At 30.4% G+C, this 23,847-nt stretch carries 16 protein-coding genes and 1 tRNA gene; 12 read left to right on the plus strand and 5 right to left on the minus strand.

Features of this window, described 5'->3' with window-relative positions; genetic code table 11:
• The first annotated feature begins 115 nt into the window (after positions 1-115).
• Genes MOV42_RS04080 through MOV42_RS04115 form a run of 8 tightly spaced genes read left to right on the plus strand, consistent with a single transcriptional unit; the run spans position 116 to position 15,455 of the window.
• Positions 116-715, plus strand: coding sequence for a hypothetical protein (locus tag MOV42_RS04080; RefSeq protein ID WP_324172516.1), 600 nt, complete (start codon positions 116-118; stop codon positions 713-715).
• A 59-nt stretch (positions 716-774) separates the two neighbouring features.
• Positions 775-3,627 carry a bacteriophage T4 gp5 trimerisation domain-containing protein gene (locus tag MOV42_RS04085; RefSeq protein WP_324172517.1) on the plus strand — a complete coding sequence of 951 codons (2,853 nt, stop codon included), beginning with the start codon at positions 775-777 and terminating at the stop codon, positions 3,625-3,627.
• Positions 3,624-4,646 (plus strand): tetratricopeptide repeat protein, encoded by a 1,023-nt coding sequence (locus MOV42_RS04090; RefSeq protein WP_324172518.1) that lies wholly within the window; start codon positions 3,624-3,626, stop codon positions 4,644-4,646. Before MOV42_RS04085 ends, MOV42_RS04090 begins: the two co-directional genes overlap by 4 nt.
• A gap of 8 nt (positions 4,647-4,654) precedes the next feature.
• A complete protein-coding gene (gene tssI, locus MOV42_RS04095; RefSeq protein ID WP_324172519.1) occupies positions 4,655-8,764 on the plus strand; it encodes a type VI secretion system tip protein TssI/VgrG in 4,110 nt (1,369 codons plus the stop codon).
• Complete coding sequence (locus MOV42_RS04100) at positions 8,761-9,573, plus strand: tetratricopeptide repeat protein (protein ID WP_324172520.1); 813 nt, start codon at positions 8,761-8,763, stop codon at positions 9,571-9,573. Before tssI (MOV42_RS04095) ends, MOV42_RS04100 begins: the two co-directional genes overlap by 4 nt.
• Before the next feature lie 8 nt (positions 9,574-9,581).
• A complete protein-coding gene (gene tssI, locus MOV42_RS04105; protein WP_324172521.1) occupies positions 9,582-13,796 on the plus strand; it encodes a type VI secretion system tip protein TssI/VgrG in 4,215 nt (1,404 codons plus the stop codon).
• 1 nt (position 13,797) lies between these two features.
• Entirely contained in the window at positions 13,798-14,742 is a 945-nt protein-coding gene (locus MOV42_RS04110) for a tetratricopeptide repeat protein (RefSeq protein WP_324172522.1), read from the plus strand.
• An 8-nt stretch (positions 14,743-14,750) separates the two neighbouring features.
• Positions 14,751-15,455 (plus strand): contractile injection system protein, VgrG/Pvc8 family, encoded by a 705-nt coding sequence (locus MOV42_RS04115; protein WP_324172523.1) that lies wholly within the window; start codon positions 14,751-14,753, stop codon positions 15,453-15,455.
• On the opposite strand, the gene MOV42_RS04120 is transcribed toward MOV42_RS04115, so the two are convergent.
• Positions 15,436-16,617: an IS3 family transposase gene (locus MOV42_RS04120; protein ID WP_324170585.1), complete on the minus strand. Its 1,182-nt coding sequence runs from the start codon at positions 16,615-16,617 to the stop codon at positions 15,436-15,438. The two genes, MOV42_RS04115 and MOV42_RS04120, sit on opposite strands and share 20 nt — an antisense overlap.
• A gap of 181 nt (positions 16,618-16,798) precedes the next feature.
• Between MOV42_RS04120 and MOV42_RS04125 the strand changes: the two genes are divergently transcribed.
• Positions 16,799-17,659, plus strand: coding sequence for a tetratricopeptide repeat protein (locus tag MOV42_RS04125; protein WP_324172524.1), 861 nt, complete (start codon positions 16,799-16,801; stop codon positions 17,657-17,659).
• A gap of 8 nt (positions 17,660-17,667) precedes the next feature.
• Entirely contained in the window at positions 17,668-18,093 is a 426-nt protein-coding gene (locus MOV42_RS04130) for a hypothetical protein (RefSeq protein ID WP_324172525.1), read from the plus strand.
• A gap of 120 nt (positions 18,094-18,213) precedes the next feature.
• Here MOV42_RS04130 and MOV42_RS04135 read toward each other — a convergent pair.
• Positions 18,214-18,288, minus strand: a tRNA-Val gene (locus MOV42_RS04135).
• A 142-nt stretch (positions 18,289-18,430) separates the two neighbouring features.
• Between MOV42_RS04135 and pckA the strand changes: the two genes are divergently transcribed.
• A complete protein-coding gene (gene pckA / locus MOV42_RS04140) occupies positions 18,431-20,014 on the plus strand; it encodes a phosphoenolpyruvate carboxykinase (ATP) (RefSeq protein ID WP_324172526.1) in 1,584 nt (527 codons plus the stop codon).
• 64 nt (positions 20,015-20,078) lie between these two features.
• Here pckA and MOV42_RS04145 read toward each other — a convergent pair whose 3' ends face one another.
• The 3 genes from MOV42_RS04145 to MOV42_RS04155 form a co-directional block, all read right to left on the minus strand.
• Complete coding sequence (locus tag MOV42_RS04145) at positions 20,079-20,642, minus strand: DedA family protein (RefSeq protein WP_324172527.1); 564 nt, start codon at positions 20,640-20,642, stop codon at positions 20,079-20,081.
• 15 nt (positions 20,643-20,657) lie between these two features.
• A complete protein-coding gene (gene uvrB, locus MOV42_RS04150) occupies positions 20,658-22,640 on the minus strand; it encodes an excinuclease ABC subunit UvrB (protein WP_324172528.1) in 1,983 nt (660 codons plus the stop codon).
• A gap of 84 nt (positions 22,641-22,724) precedes the next feature.
• Positions 22,725-23,288, minus strand: coding sequence for a PAS domain-containing protein (locus MOV42_RS04155; protein ID WP_324172529.1), 564 nt, complete (start codon positions 23,286-23,288; stop codon positions 22,725-22,727).
• 93 nt (positions 23,289-23,381) lie between these two features.
• On the opposite strand from MOV42_RS04155, the gene MOV42_RS04160 reads away from it, so the two are divergent.
• Positions 23,382-23,825, plus strand: a complete 444-nt coding sequence (locus MOV42_RS04160) for a CZB domain-containing protein (protein ID WP_324172530.1) — start codon at positions 23,382-23,384, stop codon at positions 23,823-23,825.
• The last annotated feature ends 22 nt before the right edge of the window (positions 23,826-23,847 follow it).

The following is a 23,847-nucleotide window of genomic DNA, read 5'->3' on the forward strand; positions in this document are numbered from 1 at the left end:
AAAAACCAAAACAACACCTCAATACGAAGATAAAGTATGAAAGACGGTGAATTTAATATGATACTAAAGGGCAAGTTTAAACTTTATAAATTAACAATACAAGGATATATAGAATATGAAAAATAATATAAAAGAAGAAGTCTCAGAAGCATTTTTTAGACAAAGAAGAAATTTAATGATAATATCAATTATTATTTTACTTATAAGTTTATCAGGTATAAGCATTAACGAAAACATGCGAATTATGGGTGTGCCTTTTAGTATAAAGAACCCAAGTATGGTATATCTATTCATTTTGAGTATGTACTTTTACTTTTTTTGGCGTTATTTAACACATTATTTTGAAGAAGCAGTTAGTATTGGATTTTTTGAAATATTTTCCGATGAACAAGTGTTTGTAAAGGATGTTAAAGAAACAATATTAAATGTAATGAGTATAATTGTTCAGATATCTTTTTTTGTTCTGAAGTCCTTTACATTTCCTAAGTTTTCCACGTATATTTTTCCGATTTTATTTGCAATTTTTGCATTTATAATTGCCTATAATTCTCCTTTTGCAAACTCAAAAAAAATAAAAGTATATGAAAATTATAATTTAGTCGTAAATATACTTTTCACATTTGAAAATAAAGTGCTACCAACTGTTTTTGGATGGGGGATAGAGGAAGAAACAGGGAAGAAAAATGTTACTAATAGCAATAAAAAGAATAAATAACTCTCTATAAATAAAAGTAGTGATAGGTCTTAAATCTTCACTTATAGGATAGAATAAAAATGACAAAGATTATGTCTTCCCATAAAGAACTAAAAACCCAAACAACACCCCAATACGAAGATAAAGAGGGATATAATGAACTACTCTTTGAAGATAAACAAGGAGAAGAGTTACTAAGCCTAAGAGCACAGAATGATTATGAACTAAATGTACTAAACAATAGTAATACACATATAGCAAACAATAAAAAAACAATCATAGATAATGACCTAGAACTTTCTGTCCAAAACGATTCAACCCAAACAATAGGAAATGATAAGAAAGTAAATATACTAGGTAATGAGATAAAGACAATAGAAAAAGAGCAAATACTAACAATCAAAGAAGACCAAGAGATACATATACTTAAAGACTCAAACTCTATTGTTAATAATAACTCATTTAATGTTGTTCAAAAAGATTTAACACAAAGAGTAAAAGGTTTCTCTACCTCTTTTGTAGAAAAAGATACTCAACAAAAACACCTAGGTAGTAAATACCAACAAGTAGGAGAGAACTTAGCTATAGAAGTAAAAAAAGCATACTCCCTAAAAGCAAAGACCATAAAACAAGCAGCAAAAACTATAGAGCTAGACTCAGCAAAGGGAATAAGCTTAAAAGTTGGAGGGAATGTTCTAACAGTAGATAGCTCAGGTATACACTTTAAAACATCAAACTATGATGATAACTCAGCAAACGCAGGAGTCACTTCAAAAACAGTTAGTATAGAAGACTTGAAAAAACCACTCTATGAAAAGATAAGAGTAGTAGGAATGCAAACATCAATCTCTAAACAAGATAAGATTACACAAGAACTTATATATACAGCAAAAGTAGAAAAATATGAAGATGGAACATGGAGTGAGACCACAGAACTAAACCCAACACAAACAGCTCAACTAAAATGGTACTTCATAAAAAACAATGATAAGCAAGATAGAGATATATTAACAAACACACCAACAGATGATGAGATAGAGATAGATGCTCTCATAATGAAAGTAAAACTACAAGATGATAATATACAACACTACGGACATGCACACTGCTTTGTAAATAGCCCAGAAGATGAAACAGAGGGTTATGGACTAAGTGAACTAAAACGCCAAGTAAATGTAGTAGAAGTCTTAGGTAAGAATATAGTTGAACCTCACTCTACCCAAATAAACTATAGTGTTGAACTAAACATAGATAACCCAACAAAAGATGAGATAAAAGATTTAAAAGTAGAGATACAAGAAAAAGACTCTTCAGGTAAAGTAACAACTATAGAAGAAAAAGTAAAAGATGACCTAAGCGTAGAACATAAACTTAAAACAAAAAAAGAAGATGAACCTAAACTAGTAGAGATAAATATAAAAGTATACCCAAGAGAGTATCCAAAAAACACAGCAGAGACTATCTCTTATGTAAGACCTACACTTGAAGGTGAAATAACAAATGTTTCAATAGATAAACCAACACAAGCCTTCGCTAAAGTAGTAAAACCTGATGAAGAGATAATAATAAAAGCAAATGCAAATATTGGAGAAGGAATAGAAATACAACTAGATATAGTTACTTTGCTAAAAAACATCAATGAACCTAAAGTATGTAGCTTCGAAGAGTATGTTAAAAACAAAGAGATTCAAAAAACATTAACTATGCAAGAAATAGCAACAATGCTAAGTATAGATATAAATGATATACAAGATATACAAGCAGTAGTCAAACATAAAGATAAAGAGTATAAAAGTAATAAAACAAGTATACAAAGAACCCTAAAATCAAAACTCTACAAAGAAGATAAAGTTTTAAATGATATAGTAGAAGATATACAAAAGATAGTATTTAAAAAAGGTTCTAAAGGTAATGAAGTAAAACTCATACAAGAAGCTCTTCAAAAGATGAAAATAGATATAGGTAGTGATGGTATAGATGCTAAGTTAGGAAATGATGGAGAACAAGCAGTAATGACTTTCCAAGAGAACTATAAAGCAACAAACAACACTCATCAATACAATCAAAGTAAAGCTGACGGAGTAGTAGGAAAGAACACACTACTTGCTTTGGATGAGGCTTTGGTTGAGGGGTGGGGGTATGAAGTTAAGGGATGCGGATTAACATCTGAAAAATTTAAAAAAATATTTACAAGAGCATCAAATACAAAAATTGATGAAGCAGTAAAAGTTTTTAATCAATACTGCCAAGTTTTTGAAATAAATACACCACTTAGAGTTGCTCATTTTTTAGCTCAAGTTCAAGAAGAAGTTGGTGACGAACTTATTGGAAATAGTGAAAGTCTTTGGTACTCGGTAGATGCTTTAAAATCAACTTTTAAGAGGTATTTTGGTGAATATCCTGAAGAAGCAAATAAATATGGATATAAAAGAAAAAATAGTTCTTTTTACAATAAATTATCAAATAAAGAGAAGTTACAATATACAAAAAGAGGAAGATGGTATTATGAACAACTTCCAAATGAAAATGAAATAGCTAAACGAGTATATTGTTGTAATGATAGATCAGGATTATTTAAACTTAATCAAGGTGGTTGTGAGAATGGTATAAAGTATAAAGGTAAAGGGTTTATCCAATTAACATGGAAGTCAAATTATGAAGCTGTTAATAAAGTTATTAAAGAAAAAGCTTCCTCGTCAGGAATTGACATTATAACTGATCCTGATAGTATCTTATCTACGAGAGGTGGTTTAATTTCTGCTATGGCTTATTGGTATAAAAATGGACTAAATATAAAGGCTGATGCAGGAACTAATTCGAAGGTAGTTGATTCTATTACATCTATAATAAATAAAAATACACAAAGTTATCATGAACGAACCAAAAATTTTGATAAAATTAAATCAATATTAATAAAAAAGAAGAACAAATGAAATACATTTTAATATTATTATTTTTTGTAAATATATATGCAAATGATAAAACCTATAGTAAAGAAGAATTGATTAACTTAATACCAAATGATTTTTCAATAGTTAATAAATTAGAAGATGATATTACAAATGATAAATTAAAAGATGTTATCTGGTCTATTGAGTCTAAAAAGACATTTAACGCTGAAAATTATTTGTATATATTTGAAAATATTGGTAATAAAAAATATAAATTAATTTATGATAAAAAAAATATATTACCAACATATAAAGTTGCGGAAGGTTCAGTAAGTTCATATAGTTTGAGTGTTAAAGATAAAAAGCTGATAATTTCATTAATTGCACCAGTGAGAAATGTTAGTAGTATTTATTTTTTTGATTTTTACTTTCAATATATAAATAATACTAAAAAATTTAAATTGATAGATTCAATTTATCGAGAAATCAATAACTGCGATCATGATGATATTGGAAGATATGAGATAGTATCTTCTAGTACAACAAATAAGTACTTAGATGATTTTAATAGTGATTTATTCTTTGCAGCAATTTATAAGCAATGGCAAATAGATAATAAAAATATTATGAAAAAAATAAAAACTAAGCAAGTCCTTGATACATATAAAACATCACTTACTTTATATAAAAGTAAAAATTATAAAAAACTTAAATTATATGTTGATGATTATATTATTCGATATACAGATAAAAAATGTTCACCACGAAGTTACATGACAGAATATCTATTTCTAGATAATGACAAAGACATCAATATGACAAATGATATAGCTTTTTTTCTTGAACAAACAAAGAATTATGATGAAGCAATCTACCTCCTAGAAAAAATACTAGAAAAATACCCAAACAGAACAGTAGCCTATATAAATCTAGGAGATGCTTATTGGGGTTTAGCAAACAAAGAAAAAGCTAAACAAGCCTACAGTACATATATAAAACAGATGAAAGAAAAAGGTAAAGAGAGAAAAATTCCAAAAGTTGTTTTAGAGAGAATAAAGTAAGCTAAAATATGTCTAAACTCATTTACTTAAATAACACTCTAAACCAAAAAACCAAACCCCATAAAAGCATCTCAGCCCAACTAAAACTACCTGAATATAATCAAGCAGATACTATGATGCAAGGAAGAAACTCCTATAGCGTATATGAACTAGAAGGTAAAAGTTCAATCTTAACAGGATACGAATATAAACTTACCTTCATAAGTGATGAAGAGATAAATGTAGAGGATATAGTAGATACAGAAACAGAACTACACTTAAGAGATGAAACAAGCCCACTAAACTCTAAAAAGATATATGGAAAAATCATTGAAGCTAAAGAGAATGGAAGTGTAGCAAGAAAAAAGCTTTACCAAATAAAAATAGTATCCCCTCTACACTATCTTTCACTTAACCAAAGATATGAAGTTTATCAAGAGATGAATGTACCTGATATCATTTCATCTATCATTGCAAAATATTCAGTACTACTAAATATTCAACTTGATGTAAAAATAGATACTCAAACTATACCAAAGCGTCATACTTGTACACAGTATAAACAAAGTGATTTTGAATTTATTAAAATGTTGTGTGAAGAAGAAGGTTACATCCTTCTAATAGATGCATCTTCAAATAATCCATACACAGTTACCCTGTGTGAACTAAACGAACATGCCCCACTAAATACAGAAATCATAGAATGTACATATAATAAAGTTAAAACATTTTCAACATCAGCACAAGCACAAGACTATTATGAAAATAAAAAGCCTTCCTTAGACTTCAATATACAAGCAGGACAAGTAATGCATAGTCATACTTTTGCTGATAATGAAGTAACATCCCAATTACGCTCAGATATAAAAAAAGAGACTCTCCGTGATAGACTTGATAAACTAGATGAGTCTCTGTATAAAGACCTCTCTCGTTATGCAAAGATAGATGCAGAACAAGGATTCTCACAAGGTATTAGAGTTTTAGGAAACTCAGAAGAGTTAAGTGTTAAAGATGGAGTAGTTCTAAACCTAAAAGATATTAAAGGACATAAGAATACTCAAGTAATTGTTCTAAGTGTAAAGTATAAAGCAACATTTCCAAATGCCTTAGATGAGTATGCTCAAGTTGCAGATGATGAAAAACAAGCACAGTACAGTGTAGAGTTCATAGCAATCCCAAGTGATGTTATATATAGACCCCAAGTAATTACTTCTAAACCACGAATCCACTCTATACAAACAGCAATAGTTTCAAATACAGATAAAGATACTCAAAAGTTTGCAAATGAAATAGATGTAAACGAAAGAGGAGAGATAAAAGTAATATTTCACTTTGATGAAAAGAGACCTACCTCTGCTTATGTACCACTCTCAAATATTTATAGTGGAGATGGCTATGGAGTACAGTTCTTACCTAGAGTTAACTCTGAAGTAATAGTAAGCTTTATAAATGGAGATATAGATAGACCAATAATAACGGGAGCTTTGCACAATGGAGAGAACCGACATCCATTTAACCTGCCAAAAGAAAAAACAAAGTCATTTATAAAAACCCAAACAACACCCCAATACGAAGATAAAGAGGGATACAATGAACTACTCTTTGAAGATAAACAAGGAGAAGAGTTACTAAGCCTAAGAGCACAGAATGATTATGAACTAAATGTACTAAACAATAGTAATACACATATAGCAAACAATAAAAAGACAATCATAGATAATGACCTAGAACTCACTGTCCAAAACGATTCAACCCAAACAATAGGAAATGATAAGAAAGTAAATATACTAGGTAATGAGATAAAGACAATAGAAAAAGAGCAAATACTAACAATCAAAGAAGACCAAGAGATACATATACTTAAAGACTCAAACTCTATTGTTAATAATAACTCATTTAATGTTGTTCAAAAAGATTTAACACAAAGAGTAAAAGGTTTTTCTACCTCTTTTGTAGAAAAAGATACTCAACAAAAACACCTAGGTAGTAAATACCAACAAGTAGGAGAGAACTTAGCTATAGAAGTAAAAAAAGCATACTCCCTAAAAGCACAGACCATAAAACAAGCAGCAAAAACTATAGAGCTAGACTCAGCAAAGGGAATAAGCTTGAAAGTTGGAGGAAATGTTCTAACAGTAGATAGCTCAGGTATACACTTTAAAACATCAAACTATGATGATAACTCAGCAAACGCAGGAGTCACTTCAAAAACAGTTAGTATAGAAGACTTAAAAAAACCACTCTATGAAAAGATAAGAGTAATAGGAATGCAAACATCAATCTCTAAACAAGATAAGATTACACAAGAACTTATATATACAGCAAAAGTAGAAAAATATGAAGATGGAACATGGAGTGAGACCACAGAACTAAACCCAACACAAACAGCTCAACTAAAATGGTACTTCATAAAAAACAATGATAAGCAAGATAGAGATATATTAACAAACACACCAACAGATGATGAGATAGAGATAGATGCTCTCATAATGAAAGTAAAACTACAAGATGATAATATACAACACTACGGACATGCACACTGCTTTGTAAATAGCCCAGAAGATGAAACAGAGGGTTATGGACTAAGTGAACTAAAACGCCAAGTAAATGTAGTAGAAGTCTTAGGTAAGAATATAGTTGAACCTCACTCTACTCAAATAAACTATAGTGTTGAACTAAACATAGATAACCCAACAAAAGATGAGATAAAAGATTTAAAAGTAGAGATACAAGAAAAAGACTCTTCAGGTAAAGTAACAACTATAGAAGAAAAAGTAAAAGATGACCTAAGCGTAGAACATAAACTTAAAGTAAAAAAAGAAGATGAACCTAAACTAGTAGAGATAAATATAAAAGTATACCCAAGAGAGTATCCAAAAAACACAGGAGAGACTATCTCTTATGTAAGACCTACACTTGAAGGTGAAATAACAGATGTTTCAATAGATAAACCAACACAAGCCTTCGCTAAAGTAGTAAAACCTGATGAAGAGATAATAATAAAAGCAAATGCAAATATTGGAGAAGGAATAGAAATACAACTAGATATAGTTACTTTGCTAAAAAACATCAATGAACCTAAAGTATGTAGCTTCGAAGAGTATGTTAAAAACAAAGAGATTCAAAAAACATTAACTATGCAAGAAATAGCAACAATGCTAAGTATAGATATAAATGATATACAAGATATACAAGCAGTAGTCAAACATAAAGATAAAGAGTATAAAAGTAATAAAACAAGTATACAAAGAACCCTAAAATCAAAACTCTACAAAGAAGATAAAGTTTTAAATGATATAGTAGAAGATATACAAAAGATAGTATTTAAAAAAGGTTCTAAAGGTAATGAAGTAAAACTTATACAAGAAGCTCTTCAAAAGATGAAAATAGATATAGGTAGTGATGGTATAGATGCTAAGTTAGGAAATGATGGAGAACAAGCAGTAATGACTTTCCAAGAGAACTATAAAGCAACAAACAATACTCATCAATACAATCAAAGTAAAGCTGACGGAGTAGTAGGAAAGAATACACTACTTGCTTTGGATGAGGCTTTGGTTGAGGGGTGGGGGTATGTTGGGATTGATTGTACAAGTAAATTCCACAAAATTTCTAAAATAGTATTAAGACATGAAGGAGGATTTGTTAATGATCCTGATGACCCAGGTGGAGGGACAAATAAAGGTATCGCATGGAATACATGGAAATCATATGCAAAAATTGATTTAAATACTGAACCAACCTTGGATAATCTTAAAAAGATTTCTGACAAAGATGCGGAGATAATATATAAAAAACGATATTGGGAACCAAAAGGATTTTGTCGATTAGAGAATGATAGAATTGGTTTAATGGTTTACGATTGGACAATTACTTCAGGCGGTGCAGCAAAACAAGTACAAAAATTATTAAATAGAGAATTTGCTCAAAAATTGACAATAACCAGAACGATAGACAGAAATACAATCAAGTCATTAAACGGTATAAAAGATCAAGATAATCTTTTAGCGAGAATTACAGAAATCAGAAAACAATATTATAGAGATTTAGCATATAAGGATGGAAAAGCTACTGTTTTGAAAAAATATTTAAAAGGTTGGCTAAATAGAGTTGATGATTGCTTAGGAGTAAGTTTATGAGTATTATGAAAAAGATTTTAGTTTTATTATTGGTTAGTTGTAGTATTTATGCTAGTGATACTAATTTAGTATTAAATAATACATGGAATGCAGAGCGTTATTTAGAGCAAAATAAAGAACTACCATATAGTGTATTTACTATTAATTTAAAGGTTAATACAAATAATAAAGTTGTTGGTAGTTATTGTTTTGTAACAAGATGGGGTAGAAAAATTGATTGTTTTACGGATGATACAAATAATATACATGGTGTATTAAAAAATAAAAAAATCGAAGTAATCTTCGATAGTTCTTGGGGTGGTAAAAATGGAAGAGCCAATATTACTATCGATGAACATTGTAATCTTAAATGGGAATTATTGAAAGACCCCGATGGTCTGTTCTATATTCCAAAAAAATCATTATTATTGTCAAAAAAAAAGACAGGCAATTGTAATAGTTTAATTGACTCAAAAAAAGATAGTATAAAAATAATTGAATTGAATTTAAAAAATAAAATAAATGTAGACAGATATAATATTGAATATTTTCAAAACATTAATCTTGGTAAGAAAAATCTTATAGCATACAACAACATTGCCTACTACCTAGAAAAAGCAAAAGCCTACCCAGAGTCAATCTACCTCCTAGAAAAAATCTTAAAAAAATATCCAAACAGAACAGTAGCATACATAAATCTAGGAGATGCTTATTGGGGTTTAAAAAACAAAGAAAAAGCTAAACAAGCCTACAGTACATATATAAAACAGATGAAAGAAAAAGGTAAAGAGAGGAAAATTCCAAAAGTTGTTTTAGAGAGAATAAAGTAAGCTAAAATATGTCTAAACTAATTTACTTAAATAACACTCTAAACCAAAAAACCAAACCCCATAAAACCATAACAGCCCAACTAAAACTATCTGAATATAATCAAGCAGATACTATGATGCAAGGAAGAGACTCCTATAGCGTATATGAACTAGAAGGTAAAAGTTCAATCTTAACTGGGTACGAATATAAACTTACCTTTATAAGTGATGAAGAGATAAATGTAGAAGATATAGTAGATACAGAAACGCAACTACACTTAAGAGATGAAACAAGCCCACTAAACTCTAAAAAGATATATGGAAAAATCATTGAAGCTAAAGAGAATGGAAGTGTAGCAAGAAAAAAGCTTTACCAAATAAAAATAGTATCCCCTCTACACTATCTTTCACTTAACCAAAGATATGAAGTTTATCAAGAGATGAATGTACCTGATATCATTTCATCTATCATTGCAAAATATTCAGTACTACTAAATATTCAACTTGATGTAAAAATAGATACTCAAACTATACCAAAGCGTCATACTTGTACACAGTATAAACAAAGTGATTTTGAATTTATTAAAATGTTGTGTGAAGAAGAAGGTTACATCCTTCTAATAGATGCATCTTCAAATAATCCATACACAGTTACCCTATGTGAACTAAACGAACATGCTCCACTAAATACAGAAATCATAGAATGTACATATAATAAAGTTAAAACATTTTCAACATCAGCACAAGCACAAGACTATTATGAAAATAAAAAGCCTTCCTTAGACTTCAGTATACAAGCAGGACAAGTAATGCATAGTCATACTTTTGCTGATAATGAAGTAACATCCCAATTACGCTCAGATATAAAAAAAGAGACTCTCCGTGATAGACTTGATAAACTAGATGAGTCTCTGTATAAAGACCTCTCTCGTTATGCAAAGATAGATGCAGAACAAGGATTCTCACAAGGTATTAGAGTTCTAGGAAACTCAGAAGAGTTAAGTGTTAAAGATGGAGTGGTTCTAAACCTAAAAGATATTAAAGGACATAAGAATACTCAAGTAATTGTTCTAAGTGTAAAGTATAAAGCAACATTTCCAAATGCCTTAGATGAGTATGCTCAAGTTGCAGATGATGAAAAACAAGCACAGTACAGTGTAGAGTTTATAGCAATCCCAAGTGATGTTATATATAGACCCCAAGTAATTACCTCCAAACCACGAATCCACTCTATACAAACAGCAATAGTTTCAAATACAGATAAAGATACTCAAAAGTTTGCAAATGAAATAGATGTAAACGAAAGAGGAGAGATAAAAGTAATATTTCACTTTGATGAAAAGAGACCTACCTCTGCTTATGTACCACTCTCAAATATTTATAGTGGAGATGGCTATGGCGTACAGTTCTTACCTAGAGTTAACTCTGAAGTAATAGTAAGCTTTATAAATGGAGATATAGATAGACCAATAATAACGGGAGCTTTGCACAATGGAGAGAACCGACATCCATTTAACCTGCCAAAAGAAAAGACAAAGTCATTTATAAAAACCCAAACAACACCCCAATACGAAGATAAAGAGGGATATAATGAACTACTCTTTGAAGATAAACAAGGAGAAGAGTTACTAAGCCTAAGAGCACAGAATGATTATGAACTAAATGTACTAAACAATAGTAATACACATATAGCAAACAATAAAAAAACAATCATAGATAATGACCTAGAACTTTCTGTCCAAAACGATTCAACCCAAACAATAGGAAATGATAAGAAAGTAAATATACTAGGTAATGAGATAAAGACAATAGAAAAAGAGCAAATACTAACAATCAAAGAAGACCAAGAGATACATATACTTAAAGACTCAAACTCTATTGTTAATAATAACTCATTTAATGTTGTTCAAAAAGATTTAACACAAAGAGTAAAAGGTTTCTCTACCTCTTTTGTAGAAAAAGATACTCAACAAAAACACCTAGGTAGTAAATACCAACAAGTAGGAGAGAACTTAGCTATAGAAGTAAAAAAAGCATACTCCCTAAAAGCAAAGACCATAAAACAAGCAGCAAAAACTATAGAGCTAGACTCAGCAAAGGGAATAAGCTTAAAAGTTGGAGGGAATGTTCTAACAGTAGATAGCTCAGGTATACACTTTAAAACATCAAACTATGATGATAACTCAGCAAACGCAGGAGTCACTTCAAAAACAGTTAGTATAGAAGACTTGAAAAAACCACTCTATGAAAAGATAAGAGTAGTAGGAATGCAAACATCAATCTCTAAACAAGATAAGATTACACAAGAACTTATATATACAGCAAAAGTAGAAAAATATGAAGATGGAACATGGAGTGAGACCACAGAACTAAACCCAACACAAACAGCTCAACTAAAATGGTACTTCATAAAAAACAATGATAAGCAAGATAGAGATATATTAACAAACACACCAACAGATGATGAGATAGAGATAGATGCTCTCATAATGAAAGTAAAACTACAAGATGATAATATACAACACTACGGACATGCACACTGCTTTGTAAATAGCCCAGAAGATGAAACAGAGGGTTATGGACTAAGTGAACTAAAACGCCAAGTAAATGTAGTAGAAGTCTTAGGTAAGAATATAGTTGAACCTCACTCTACTCAAATAAACTATAGTGTTGAACTAAACATAGATAACCCAACAAAAGATGAGATAAAAGATTTAAAAGTAGAGATACAAGAAAAAGACTCTTCAGGTAAAGTAACAACTATAGAAGAAAAAGTAAAAGATGACCTTAGCGTAGAACATAAACTTAAAGCAAAAAAAGAAGATGAACCTAAACTCGTAGAGATAAATATAAAAGTATACCCAAGAGAGTATCCAAAAAACACAGCAGAGACTATCTCTTATGTAAGACCTACACTTGAAGGTGAAATAACAGATGTTTCAATAGATAAACCAACACAAGCCTTCGCTAAAGTAGTAAAACCTGATGAAGAGATAATAATAAAAGCAAATGCAAATATAGAAGATGGTTCAGAAGTAGAACTGAATATAATTACATTCCTAAAAAACATCTATGAACCTAAAGTATGTAGCTTCGAAGAGTTTGTTAAAAACACAGAGATTCAAAAAACATTAACTATGCAAAAAATAGCAACAATGCTAAGTATAGATATAAATGATATACAAGATATACAAGCAGTAGTCAAACATAAAGATAAAGAGTATAAAAGTAATAAAACAAGTATACAAAGAACCCTAAAATCAAAACTCTACAAAGAAGATAAAGTTTTAAATGATATAGTAGAAGATATACAAAAGACAGTATTAAAAAAAGGTTCTAAAGGTAATGAAGTAAAACTTATACAAGAAGCTCTTCAAAAGATGAAAATAGATATAGGTAGTGATGGTATAGATGCTAAGTTAGGAAATGATGGAGAACAAGCAGTAATGACTTTCCAAGAGAACTATAAAGCAACACACAACACTCATCAATACAATCAAAGTAAAGCTGACGGAGTAGTAGGAAAGAACACACTACTTGCTTTGGATGAGGCTTTGGTTGAGGGGTGGGGGTATGAAGTTAAAGACGAGTTGATTACTAAGAAAATGTTGCAAAAAGTTTGTTCAAGCTATAATCCAACATCAGAGTTTATGCTTTATCTAAATGAATATGCTAAAGAATTTCAAGTTAACACAGTACTACGCATTTCTCATTTTTTATCACAACTTGCTCATGAAAGTCAATGCTTTTCAAAGACAAAAGAAAGTTTATACTATACGAAAAACAATTTTTTAAACTTATATAAGAATACTCGTACACCAAACGGTGTTGATTTTGATAATTATGAAACATATAAGCATTTACTGAAAAATAGTAATTCCTTTGCGAATTGGAGATATGGATATACAAATAAAGAGAATGTAAAAGTGAACCATAGAGGGAGAGGATATATTCATATTACATGGAAAACAAATTATCAATCATATACTGAATATTATCAAAAAAAGCATAATGATATAACTAAAAATTTTGTGGAAACGCCAGACCTATTGGAACAACTTCCATATTCATTAGAAGCATCCTTTCATTTTTGGTATAAAAATAATATCAATAGTCTTGCCGATAGTGGAAGCTTAAGTAGTCATATAAAGAAAGTTACTAAAAAAGTCAATGGTGGTTATAACGGTTTGGCAGATAGAGAAAAAAAATTCACCAAAATACATAAATATATGAAGGAAAAATAATATGAAATTCTTATTAATATTAATTTCAATTGTACATTTTAGTTATGCAGAAAAATGTGAATACAATTATTTTGATAATCAAAACATAGTGATTAATACAACCGATAAATTTGGTTGTGAGTATGATAACCGAGATTTGAAAAATTTCAGACAAAACGGTCTTGATTTAGCATTTAATTTAGATGAAACCGAAGATTCAGGACTTATCTTAAAATCATTTGTAAATTCAGAATACCGCCCCTTTGATAAGTATGAGTATAGTGCTCCAGAAACAGATAAAGTTCGGTTTGTTGTATATATAAAAACTAAGCAAATAGTTGCAATATCTCATGGTGTTTATTCCTACATTGAAGAAGAAGGCGGTATTACAGGTATAGCTGCTGTATTTTATACCATAGATATTTATAAAAATTATAACGGTTTTTTGTTAAAAATAAATTTGTCTAAAAAAGTAGAAACTACATTACATGGAATGGAAGGTTTTTACAATGGGAATAGTGTAAAGTTCTTATATAAAACAAAATTACCATTAATCAAAAAAATAAATAATCTATACATATCAAATAAGATGATTTTAGTTTCTTTAGAAAACTTTTCAAAAAATAAAGACAACTCTTTTGATATAAAAAATAGTTCATTAAACTTAAATGGTTTGAAAAATATTTTAAAAGAGATAAAAATATCTAAAAATACATTGGTAAATTATAATAACATTGCTTATTACCTAGAAAAAGCAAAAGCTTACCCAGAAGCAATCTACCTCCTAGAAAAAATACTAGAAAAATACCCAAACAGAACAGTAGCCTATATAAATCTAGGAGATGCTTATTGGGGTTTAGCAAACAAAGAAAAAGCTAAACAAGCCTACAGTACATATATAAAACAGATGAAAGAAAAAGGTAAAGAGAGAAAAATTCCAAAAGTTGTTTTAGAGAGAATAAAGTAAGCTAAAATATGTCTAAACTCATTTACTTAAATAACACTCTAAACCAAAAAACCAAACCCCATAAAAGCATCTCAGCCCAACTAAAACTACCTGAATATAATCAAGCAGATACTATGATGCAAGGAAGAAACTCCTATAGCGTATATGAACTAGAAGGTAAAAGTTCAATCTTAACAGGATACGAATATAAACTTACCTTCATAAGTGATGAAGAGATAAATGTAGAGGATATAGTAGATACAGAAACAGAACTACACTTAAGAGATGAAACAAGCCCACTAAACTCTAAAAAGATATATGGAAAAATCATTGAAGCTAAAGAGAATGGAAGTGTAGCAAGAAAAAAGCTTTACCAAATAAAAATAGTATCCCCTCTACACTATCTTTCACTTAACCAAAGATATGAAGTTTATCAAGAGATGAATGTACCTGATATCATTTCATCTATCATTGCAAAATATTCAGTACTACTAAATATTCAACTTGATGTAAAAATAGATACTCAAACTATACCAAAGCGTCATACTTGTACGCAGTATAAACAAAGTGATTTTGAATTTATTAAAATGTTGTGCGAAGAAGAAGGTTACATCCTTCTAATAGATGCATCTTCAAATAATCCATACACAGTATACTACCCCAATATGTCAAGACAACTTTTTCAAAAATCTAATTCCCTAAATACCTGTTACCCTATGCTACATTTTCACTAGATTTAGTGTAATTCTCATCATTGATTTTTAAACTATCATAATAAACATTCATAGGTTTTTTATATTTCAATGTCTCATGAAATCTTCTATGATTATAAAATTCTATATAATCCTTAACATCACTTTTGAGAATTGATACTCTCTCATATTCATTGAGGTATATTTTTTCAACTTTAGCACTTCTCCAGAACCTCTCAATACAAATATTATCTGTTGCTCTACCTTTACCATCCATAGAGATAATTATGTCATTATCTTTTAATGTTTGAGTGTGGATACAGCTTGTATATTGTGACCCTTGATCAGTATTAAATATCTCAGGCTTACCATAGAGTGCGAGTGCTTCATCTAGTACACCCATGACTAAATCTGTATCCATTGTGTTGGATATTCGCCAAGATAATATTGCTTTAGAATACCAATCAATTATGGCAGCCATATAGACCATACCACCTTTAATTTTAATATAGGTTATATCTGTTGACCATACTTGGTTTGCTCTTACGATATCTAATCCTCTTATTTTGTAAGAGTATTTATGATGTTGCTTGTCCGCCCATGTATTTAGTGGTCTTACAGCTAAAACAGCCTGTAATCCTAACTCTCTACGGTATGCCAGCACTGTGTTGGGACTGACACGAAAACCATCCTCTAGTAGTTGATAATACACTTTCATATAGCCATAGCTTGGTATCTCTTCAAATACTTTTTCTATATGTTTTTTAATTACATTTTTAGCAAGATTTACCATTGGTGCATAGAACAAATTACTTCTGTTATAGTTAATAAGATTACATTGTTTTACAACTGATAATGCCTTATTTTCATCTCTATCAATCAACTCCTTTTTATAGCTAGAGTCCAAGCTGCTTAACTTTCCCACCGCCCAGTCCTTCTCTACTGTTAGTTGACCTACAACCTTTGCATATTCATCAAGTTTAGCTTGTAATCTTACATTCTCTTCTTTGTACTCTTTAATTACTTTTGCAGGTTCCATCGCAACTTCTGCATTTTCCAAGAATATCTTCTTCCAATTTTGTAAGTTTTTTGGTGTGATATTATTTACACTTGCTATTTCATTTAGTGTCTTATCTTCTTTTAAAACTTCTAAAACTAACTTTGTCTTGAATTCTGCTGTATATGTTGTTCTTTTTCGACTCATAAGATTACCTTCTATTTTTATTGTTTAATTTTACTCTTTTAAGAATTAAACTTTAGAAATAGTTGTTTGATTTTCTTGGGGTAGTATACAATAGTTACAAAATAATAAATGGTGGAACCAATGGTTTATCTGATAGAAAAGCAAAATTTAATAAAATAATTAAACTAATGGAAATTAAATAATGAAAAAAATAATTTTATTAATATGTATATTGACAATGACTTTATTCGCATACGACAATTACGATGCACGAATTTTAAATGAGTTCAAAGCTAATAATCTTGAATTAGATTTTACATATGAAGCAAACCAAAAATACCCTGACGATGAGAATTATCCAGATTTAGTAGTTCGAAAAGCAAAGAAAGTAATTTTAAAACGGTATAGCTATGAAGGTGCAAAAGCAGAAGTTAAATATGTCTATTTTAATGAAAAACAAAGTATTGTAGCTATTTTGGTTGGATGGAGAACAATACATAAGGCGGCAGGAATTGATGGTGAATTTTATGAACTGACCCTATTTAAATTAATTTCTAATAATAGTATTGAAATCAAAAAAATATCTGGACTTGATGGATATGGAGAAGGGAACAAAGTTGATAAGGAAACAGGTTATACTATAGGTAAGCCAATATCATTTATATATAAGAAAGAAAATGAAATTAAGAAATTAGTTGAAAAAATAAATATTTTAGAAGAACTTAATAGTCAAATAAAAAATAAAATGATAAATCTTAATATTAATGCTATCAAAAATATTTTAAAAGAGATAAAAATATCTAAAAATACATTGGTAAATTATAATAACATTGCTTATTACCTAGAAAAAGCAAAAGCCTACCCAGAGTCAATCTACCTCCTAGAAAAAATCTTAAAAAAATACCCAAACAGAACAGTAGCATACATAAATCTAGGAGATGCTTATTGGGGTCTAGCAAACAAAGAAAAAGCTAAACAAGCCTACAGTACATATATAAAACAGATGAAAGAAAAAGGTAAAAAGAGAAAAATTCCAAAAGTTGTTTTAGAGAGAATAAAGTAAGCTAAAATATGTCTAAACTCATTTACTTAAATAACACTCTAAACCAAAAACCCAAACCCCATAAAAGCATCTCAGCCCAACTAAAACTATCTGAATATAATCAAGCAGATACTATTATGCAAGGAAGAGACTCCTATAGCGTATATGAACTAGAAGGTAAAAGTTCAATCTTAACTGGATACGAATATAAACTTACCTTCATAAGTGATGAAGAGATAAATGTAGAGGATATAGTAGATACAGAAACAGAGCTACACTTAAGAGATGAAACCAGCCCACTAAACTCTAAAAAGATATATGGAAAAATCATTGAAGCTAAAGAGAATGGAAGTGTAGCAAGAAAAAAGCTTTACCAAATAAAAATAGTATCCCCTCTACACTATCTTTCACTTAACCAAAGATATGAAGTTTATCAAGTGGAATGTCCCCTATAAAGTAGACAAGAATTTAATCCGTTAATTAAGTCTAAAATTCACATAGGATTAGGCAAAAGCTTGAAGTATTTTACTTTAATTTAAAAATTCTTAAAACACTGTCGTGGAGGTAATTGTAGGTGGTACTCGATACTGGGTTTGAACCAGTGACTTCTTCCATGTCATGGAAGCACTCTACCACTGAGTTAATCGAGCATAATTTTTTTACTAACTAAAAACATAAGTTTAGCAAAAAATTCTTAAATTATTTTTTATACACTTATAGTTAATATTTATATTTAATTTATGTTTATTGAGTGTATAATTCTACAAACAAAAATATGCCAGAAGGTTAGTTATGAATTTAGCTGAGTTACAAGATATAGGATTAAAAAATATTGGTAAGGTTTATCATAATTTAGGTTATGATGAGTTAATTCAACATGAGCTTGACAATGGTGAAGTTCAGCAAACTAAAAAAGGTGCGACTGCTGTTGACACAGGTATCTTTACAGGGCGCAGTCCAAAAGATAAATATTTTGTTGATCGTGACCCATCAAACAAAAATATAGCTTGGGGTTCTGTAAACAAAAAAATTTCTGCTGAAATTTTTGCAGATCTTTTAGGAGTTGCACAAGAGCAATTATCAAATAAAGACTTATATGTAACAGATGCTTTTTGTGGTTCAAGTATAGCTTCAAAAAGATCAGTTCGTTTTGTATCTGAAATAGCTTGGCAATCTCACTTTGTAAAAAATATGTTTATTCGTCCAACTGAACCAGAGTTAGAAGTTTTTAAATCAGACTTTGTTGTTCTAAACGCTTGTAAAGCTGTAAATGATAAATGGAAAGAACACGGGATGAATTCAGAAGTATTTATACTTTTTGATATTGAAAATAATATTGCAATAATTGGTGGTACTTGGTATGGTGGTGAGATGAAAAAAGGAATTTTTTCAATGATGAATTACTGGTTACCATTAGAGGGTAAACTTGCTATGCACTGTTCTGCAAATGTTGGAGTAAATGGTGATACTGCACTTTTCTTTGGACTTAGCGGAACAGGTAAAACTACACTTTCTACTGACCCACATAGGAAACTAATAGGTGATGATGAACATGGTTGGGATAATCACGGTGTCTTTAACTTTGAAGGTGGATGTTACGCAAAAACTATTAATTTAGATGGAAAAAGTGAACCTGAAATTTATAATGCTATTAGAAAGAATGCACTTCTTGAAAATGTTGTAATGTATGGAGAAGGTGAAGTTGATTATGAGGATGGAAGCAAAACGGAAAATACTCGTGTTTCTTATCCAATCGAACATATTGAGAACCATGAACCAACCTTGAGTGCTGGACATCCTAAAAATATTATCTTTTTGACAGCAGATGCTTTTGGTGTTCTTCCTCCTGTGTCTAAACTAACAAAAGAGCAAGCAATGTACTACTATTTAAGTGGATATACTGCTAAAGTAGCTGGAACGGAGCGTGGAATTACAGAACCTGTAGCAACTTTTAGTGCTTGTTTTGGTGAAGCTTTTTTGCCACTTCATCCAACTGTATATGCTAAACTTTTAGGTGAAAAAATAGATGGACATGATGTTCATGTTTATCTAGTGAACACAGGATGGACTGGTGGAGGTTATGGCGTTGGTAAAAGAATGAGTATTAAAAATACTCGTGCGTGTATAACTGCTATTTTAGATGGAAGTATTGCTAAAAGTGAATTTGATGTTATTGAAACATTTAGACTGAAAATTCCGAAAACTTTAGGTGAAATAAATCCTGAAATCTTGAACCCTCGTAATGCTTGGGAAGATAAAGAGTTATTTGATAAAACTAAAGATAATTTAGCTGAAATGTTTATAGAGAATTATAAAAAATATCAAACAGAAGAACATATGGACTTCTCACCATATGGGCCAATACTAGGAAGCTAAAAGATCTTGTGCAGAAGTTGAAAACGCAGATAGAAGCCTAAGCTTGTTTCAGCATCTACACAATCTACTTTTTCTTTTTAGTAGCCTTTTCCATATAGAGCCATAACGCACCACCAAAAACTACCAATATAATAGGTGCAATCCATGGTTTATCACTTATGGTCTCTGCAAATTTAACTAATAAACTTCCAGAGTAATAACTTCCAAGTCCAAATACTAATGCCCAAACAGCAGAACTAGCAACATTTAAAATAGCAAACTTTTTAAAATCATATTTTGTAAGACCGATGGCTATAGGTATAAGAGTTTTTATGCCATAAACAAATTTTTGAATAAGTATAATCCAAGAGCCATTTTTTTTCATCATAACATGGGCAAGGGCTAGTTTTCTTCTATGTTTTCGTAAGCCTTCCATCAGCATAGTTTTTTGATACCGTGCCATATAAAATAGTAAAACATCTCCTAAAGCATTTGCTATAAAAGCTATTGCTATTGCTGTACTGATGTCCATTTTTCCCATATACGAAAGAACACCAGCACCAATCAGTGCTATAAATCCTCCGCCAAGGGAATAGATAAAAAGTCCTATGTAACCATATGTTTCTAAGTTGCTAAAAGTATCTTCCATATATGTATTATTCCTCTAAAGTTTTTTTATTTTTACTATTTCATCACGAAGTCTGGCAGCTTCTTCAAAGTTTAATTCTTTTGCTGCTTTTTTCATTTTAAGTTGTAACTCTTTTGTGATTGCTTTTCTTTCTGAAGCTGGCATTTTATCCATTTTTTTGTGTTTTTGGTAAATATCACCATAATCTTCAACTTTTAGATTTGTATCTAGTTTACGAATAGTTGTTGTTGGAGTAATGCCATGCTTTAAATTGTGTGCTTCTTGAATTTTTCTTCTTGAACTTGTTGTATCTATTGCTTTTTGCATTGATTTTGTGATTTTATTGGCATATAAAATAACTCTACCATTGGAGTTTCTTGCGCCACGACCTATAGTCTGAATAAGAGCTGTCTCACTTCTTAAAAAACCTTCTTTATCAGCATCTAAAATAGCGACTAAACTAACCTCCGGCAAATCTAAACCTTCACGAAGTAAGTTAATCCCGATAAGAACATCAAACTCTCCAAGTCTTAAAGATCTTATGATTTGATTTCGCTCAATTGTATCAATATCAGAATGCATATATTGTGCTTTTATACCTAAGTCAGCAAGATATTTTGTGAGTGCTTCAGCCATTTTTTTTGTAAGAACAGTTATAAGTATTCTTTCATTTTTAGCAGCTATTCCTATAATTTCATCATGTATATCTTCTACTTGATTATCTGATGTCCTTATCTCTAGTATTGGGTCAAGAAGCCCAGTAGGACGGATTATTTGATGAGCTGTCACACTTGACATTTCTAACTCATATTCAGATGGTGTGGCTGAAACAAAGAGATAGTGAGGTGATTTGTTGATATATTCTTCAGCCATTAATGGTCGATTGTCTAGAGCAGAAGGAAGTCTAAAACCATAATCAACTAAAACTTCTTTTCTTGCTCTATCACCTGCATACATTCCTCGATATTGAGGAAGAGAAACATGTGACTCATCAACTATAACTAGATAGTCTTGATTTCTTTGTGAAAAATAATCAAGTAGTGTAAAAGGAGCATCGCCAGCTTTTTTATTTGTCAAAAGTCTTGAATAGTTTTCAACTCCCTTACACATCCCAGTAGTTTGTAGCATCTCTAAGTCAAATTCAACTCTCTGTTTTAGTCTTTGATGTTCTAAAAGTTTTCCCTCTTTTGTAAAATATGCAAGTCTCTCATCAAGTTCTTCTTCTATGCGTTTAATAGCAACTGCCATTTTTTCTTGTGATACGCTAAATTGAGAACAAGCATAAATAGTAAACTTTTTGTGTTCTTCTAGTCTTTTGTTGTCAATAGTATCAAAGGTATAAATAGCTTCTATCTCATCTCCAAAAAACTCTATGCGAATAGCTTCTTGTTCAAAGTAAGGAGGATAAATATCTAGACTTTCACCATTTACTCGTAAATGTCCACTGTCAAAATAACTGTCATTTCTAGCATAACCCATCTCAACTAAACGGAGCAGGAGTTTTTTTTGATTTATTTCATCGCCAACTTCTAAAGCTTGAACCATATTTAAATATTCTTCTGGATCACCAAGACCATAGTTAGCAGATACAGATGCTATGACAATTACATCATCATAAGAGAGTAGATTTGCAGTAGAAGAGAGTCTCATACGCTCTAGTTCATCATTTATTGCACTATCTTTTTCTATAAATAAATCTTGACGAGGTATGTAAGCTTCAGGCTGATAATAATCATAGTAAGAGACAAAGTACTCAACATGAGCCTCAGGAAAGAAACCACGAAACTCAGAGTACAACTGAGCCGCAAGAGTTTTGTTGTGAGTCATAATGATAGTAGGCATCTTAACATTTTCTATAACCTTCGCCATAGTGTATGTTTTACCACTACCTGTAACACCTTCTAGTGTTTGGTAACGATTACCTTTTAGTATTGATTCACTTAGCTCTTTGATAGCCTGAGGCTGATCACCGGCTGGTTTATAAGGAGTGTGTGCTTTAAAGTTTATCTCTTTTTTCATTGATGAAATTATAGCCGATTAGTATGAATACGAGATGTTTTGAAGTCTAGTGCTATCTGTTCTTAAAAATAAAAATTCTTTGGCTTATGAAAATAACTTTTTCATGGCTGTAAAAAATAGTTTAAACAAACCGCTATTTCCAACTAAATCATTTACAAAATTATCATAAGTAGTATTATTTTCTTCTAAAAATTCGCGCAGAAATTTTTCACTAGCTTCCATGCCTCCATCTTGTTCTAGCTCTAGAAGTTTTGCATAAATAGGAATCATAGTATCTATAGCTTTTTGAGGGGCAGCTTTTCTAAAAGCAGTGTGTGAGATTATCTCGTTTGTAATTGGGTCTACTTTTGGCTCAAAATCTGTCACAACCCAGTAGTAACTTCCATCTTTGGCTAAGTTCTTAACAACTGCCATGAAATTTTTAGCCTGTTTAATCCTGTCCCACATTAGTTTAAAGGCAATTTTTGGCATGTCAGGATGTCTTACAATTGAATGAGGTCTGCCTAATAGTTCAGTTTCTGAGTAACCAGAAATTTCGACAAAATAGTCATTACCGTACTCTATAATCCCTTTTGGATCTGTTTTAGAGACTATATATCTTTTTGAACTTAGTTTTATTTCATTATTATTTGGCTCAGGGTGTTGCACTTAAATCTCCTTATAAATTTATTAAAACAATTATATACTCTTTTTATTAAGTTTATGTCATAATGTGACAAATTTGATTTAAAGTATTAAAAAATGGATAAAATAAAAACATTAGAATCAATACAAAATGCAAGAAAATCGCATGAAGCTCAAATGAGTAAAATTAAAGCAGCAATAGACGGGGAGAAAGTAGATAATCCTACTGCAGTTGTGAAGACTAAATGTGCTTTTGGTATGTGGCTATATGATGATGAAAATCATTTGCGATATATTGTAGGCTCATTATTCTATGATAATATGGAAAAATTACATGCCAAATGGCATGATGAGTATTTTAGATTATTTAATATTTTTTTTAAGGAAGAAAAAAAAAGTTTTTTCTCAAATATAGTTGGCTCTTCGACTATTAGCGAGATGGAGTTAGATAAGGCGAAGTTTTACTACTCAGAACTTGAAGAAACAACACAAAAACTTTTAAAAGTCTTAGGCTCTTCTGAACGAAGAATCAGTGCTTTACAAGAGTCTAAATTTCATTAAAATTAGATATTACAAGACCTCT

Origin of the sequence: Sulfurimonas sp. (assembly GCF_029027405.1) — a bacterium.
GTDB lineage: Bacteria > Campylobacterota > Campylobacteria > Campylobacterales > Sulfurimonadaceae > Sulfurimonas.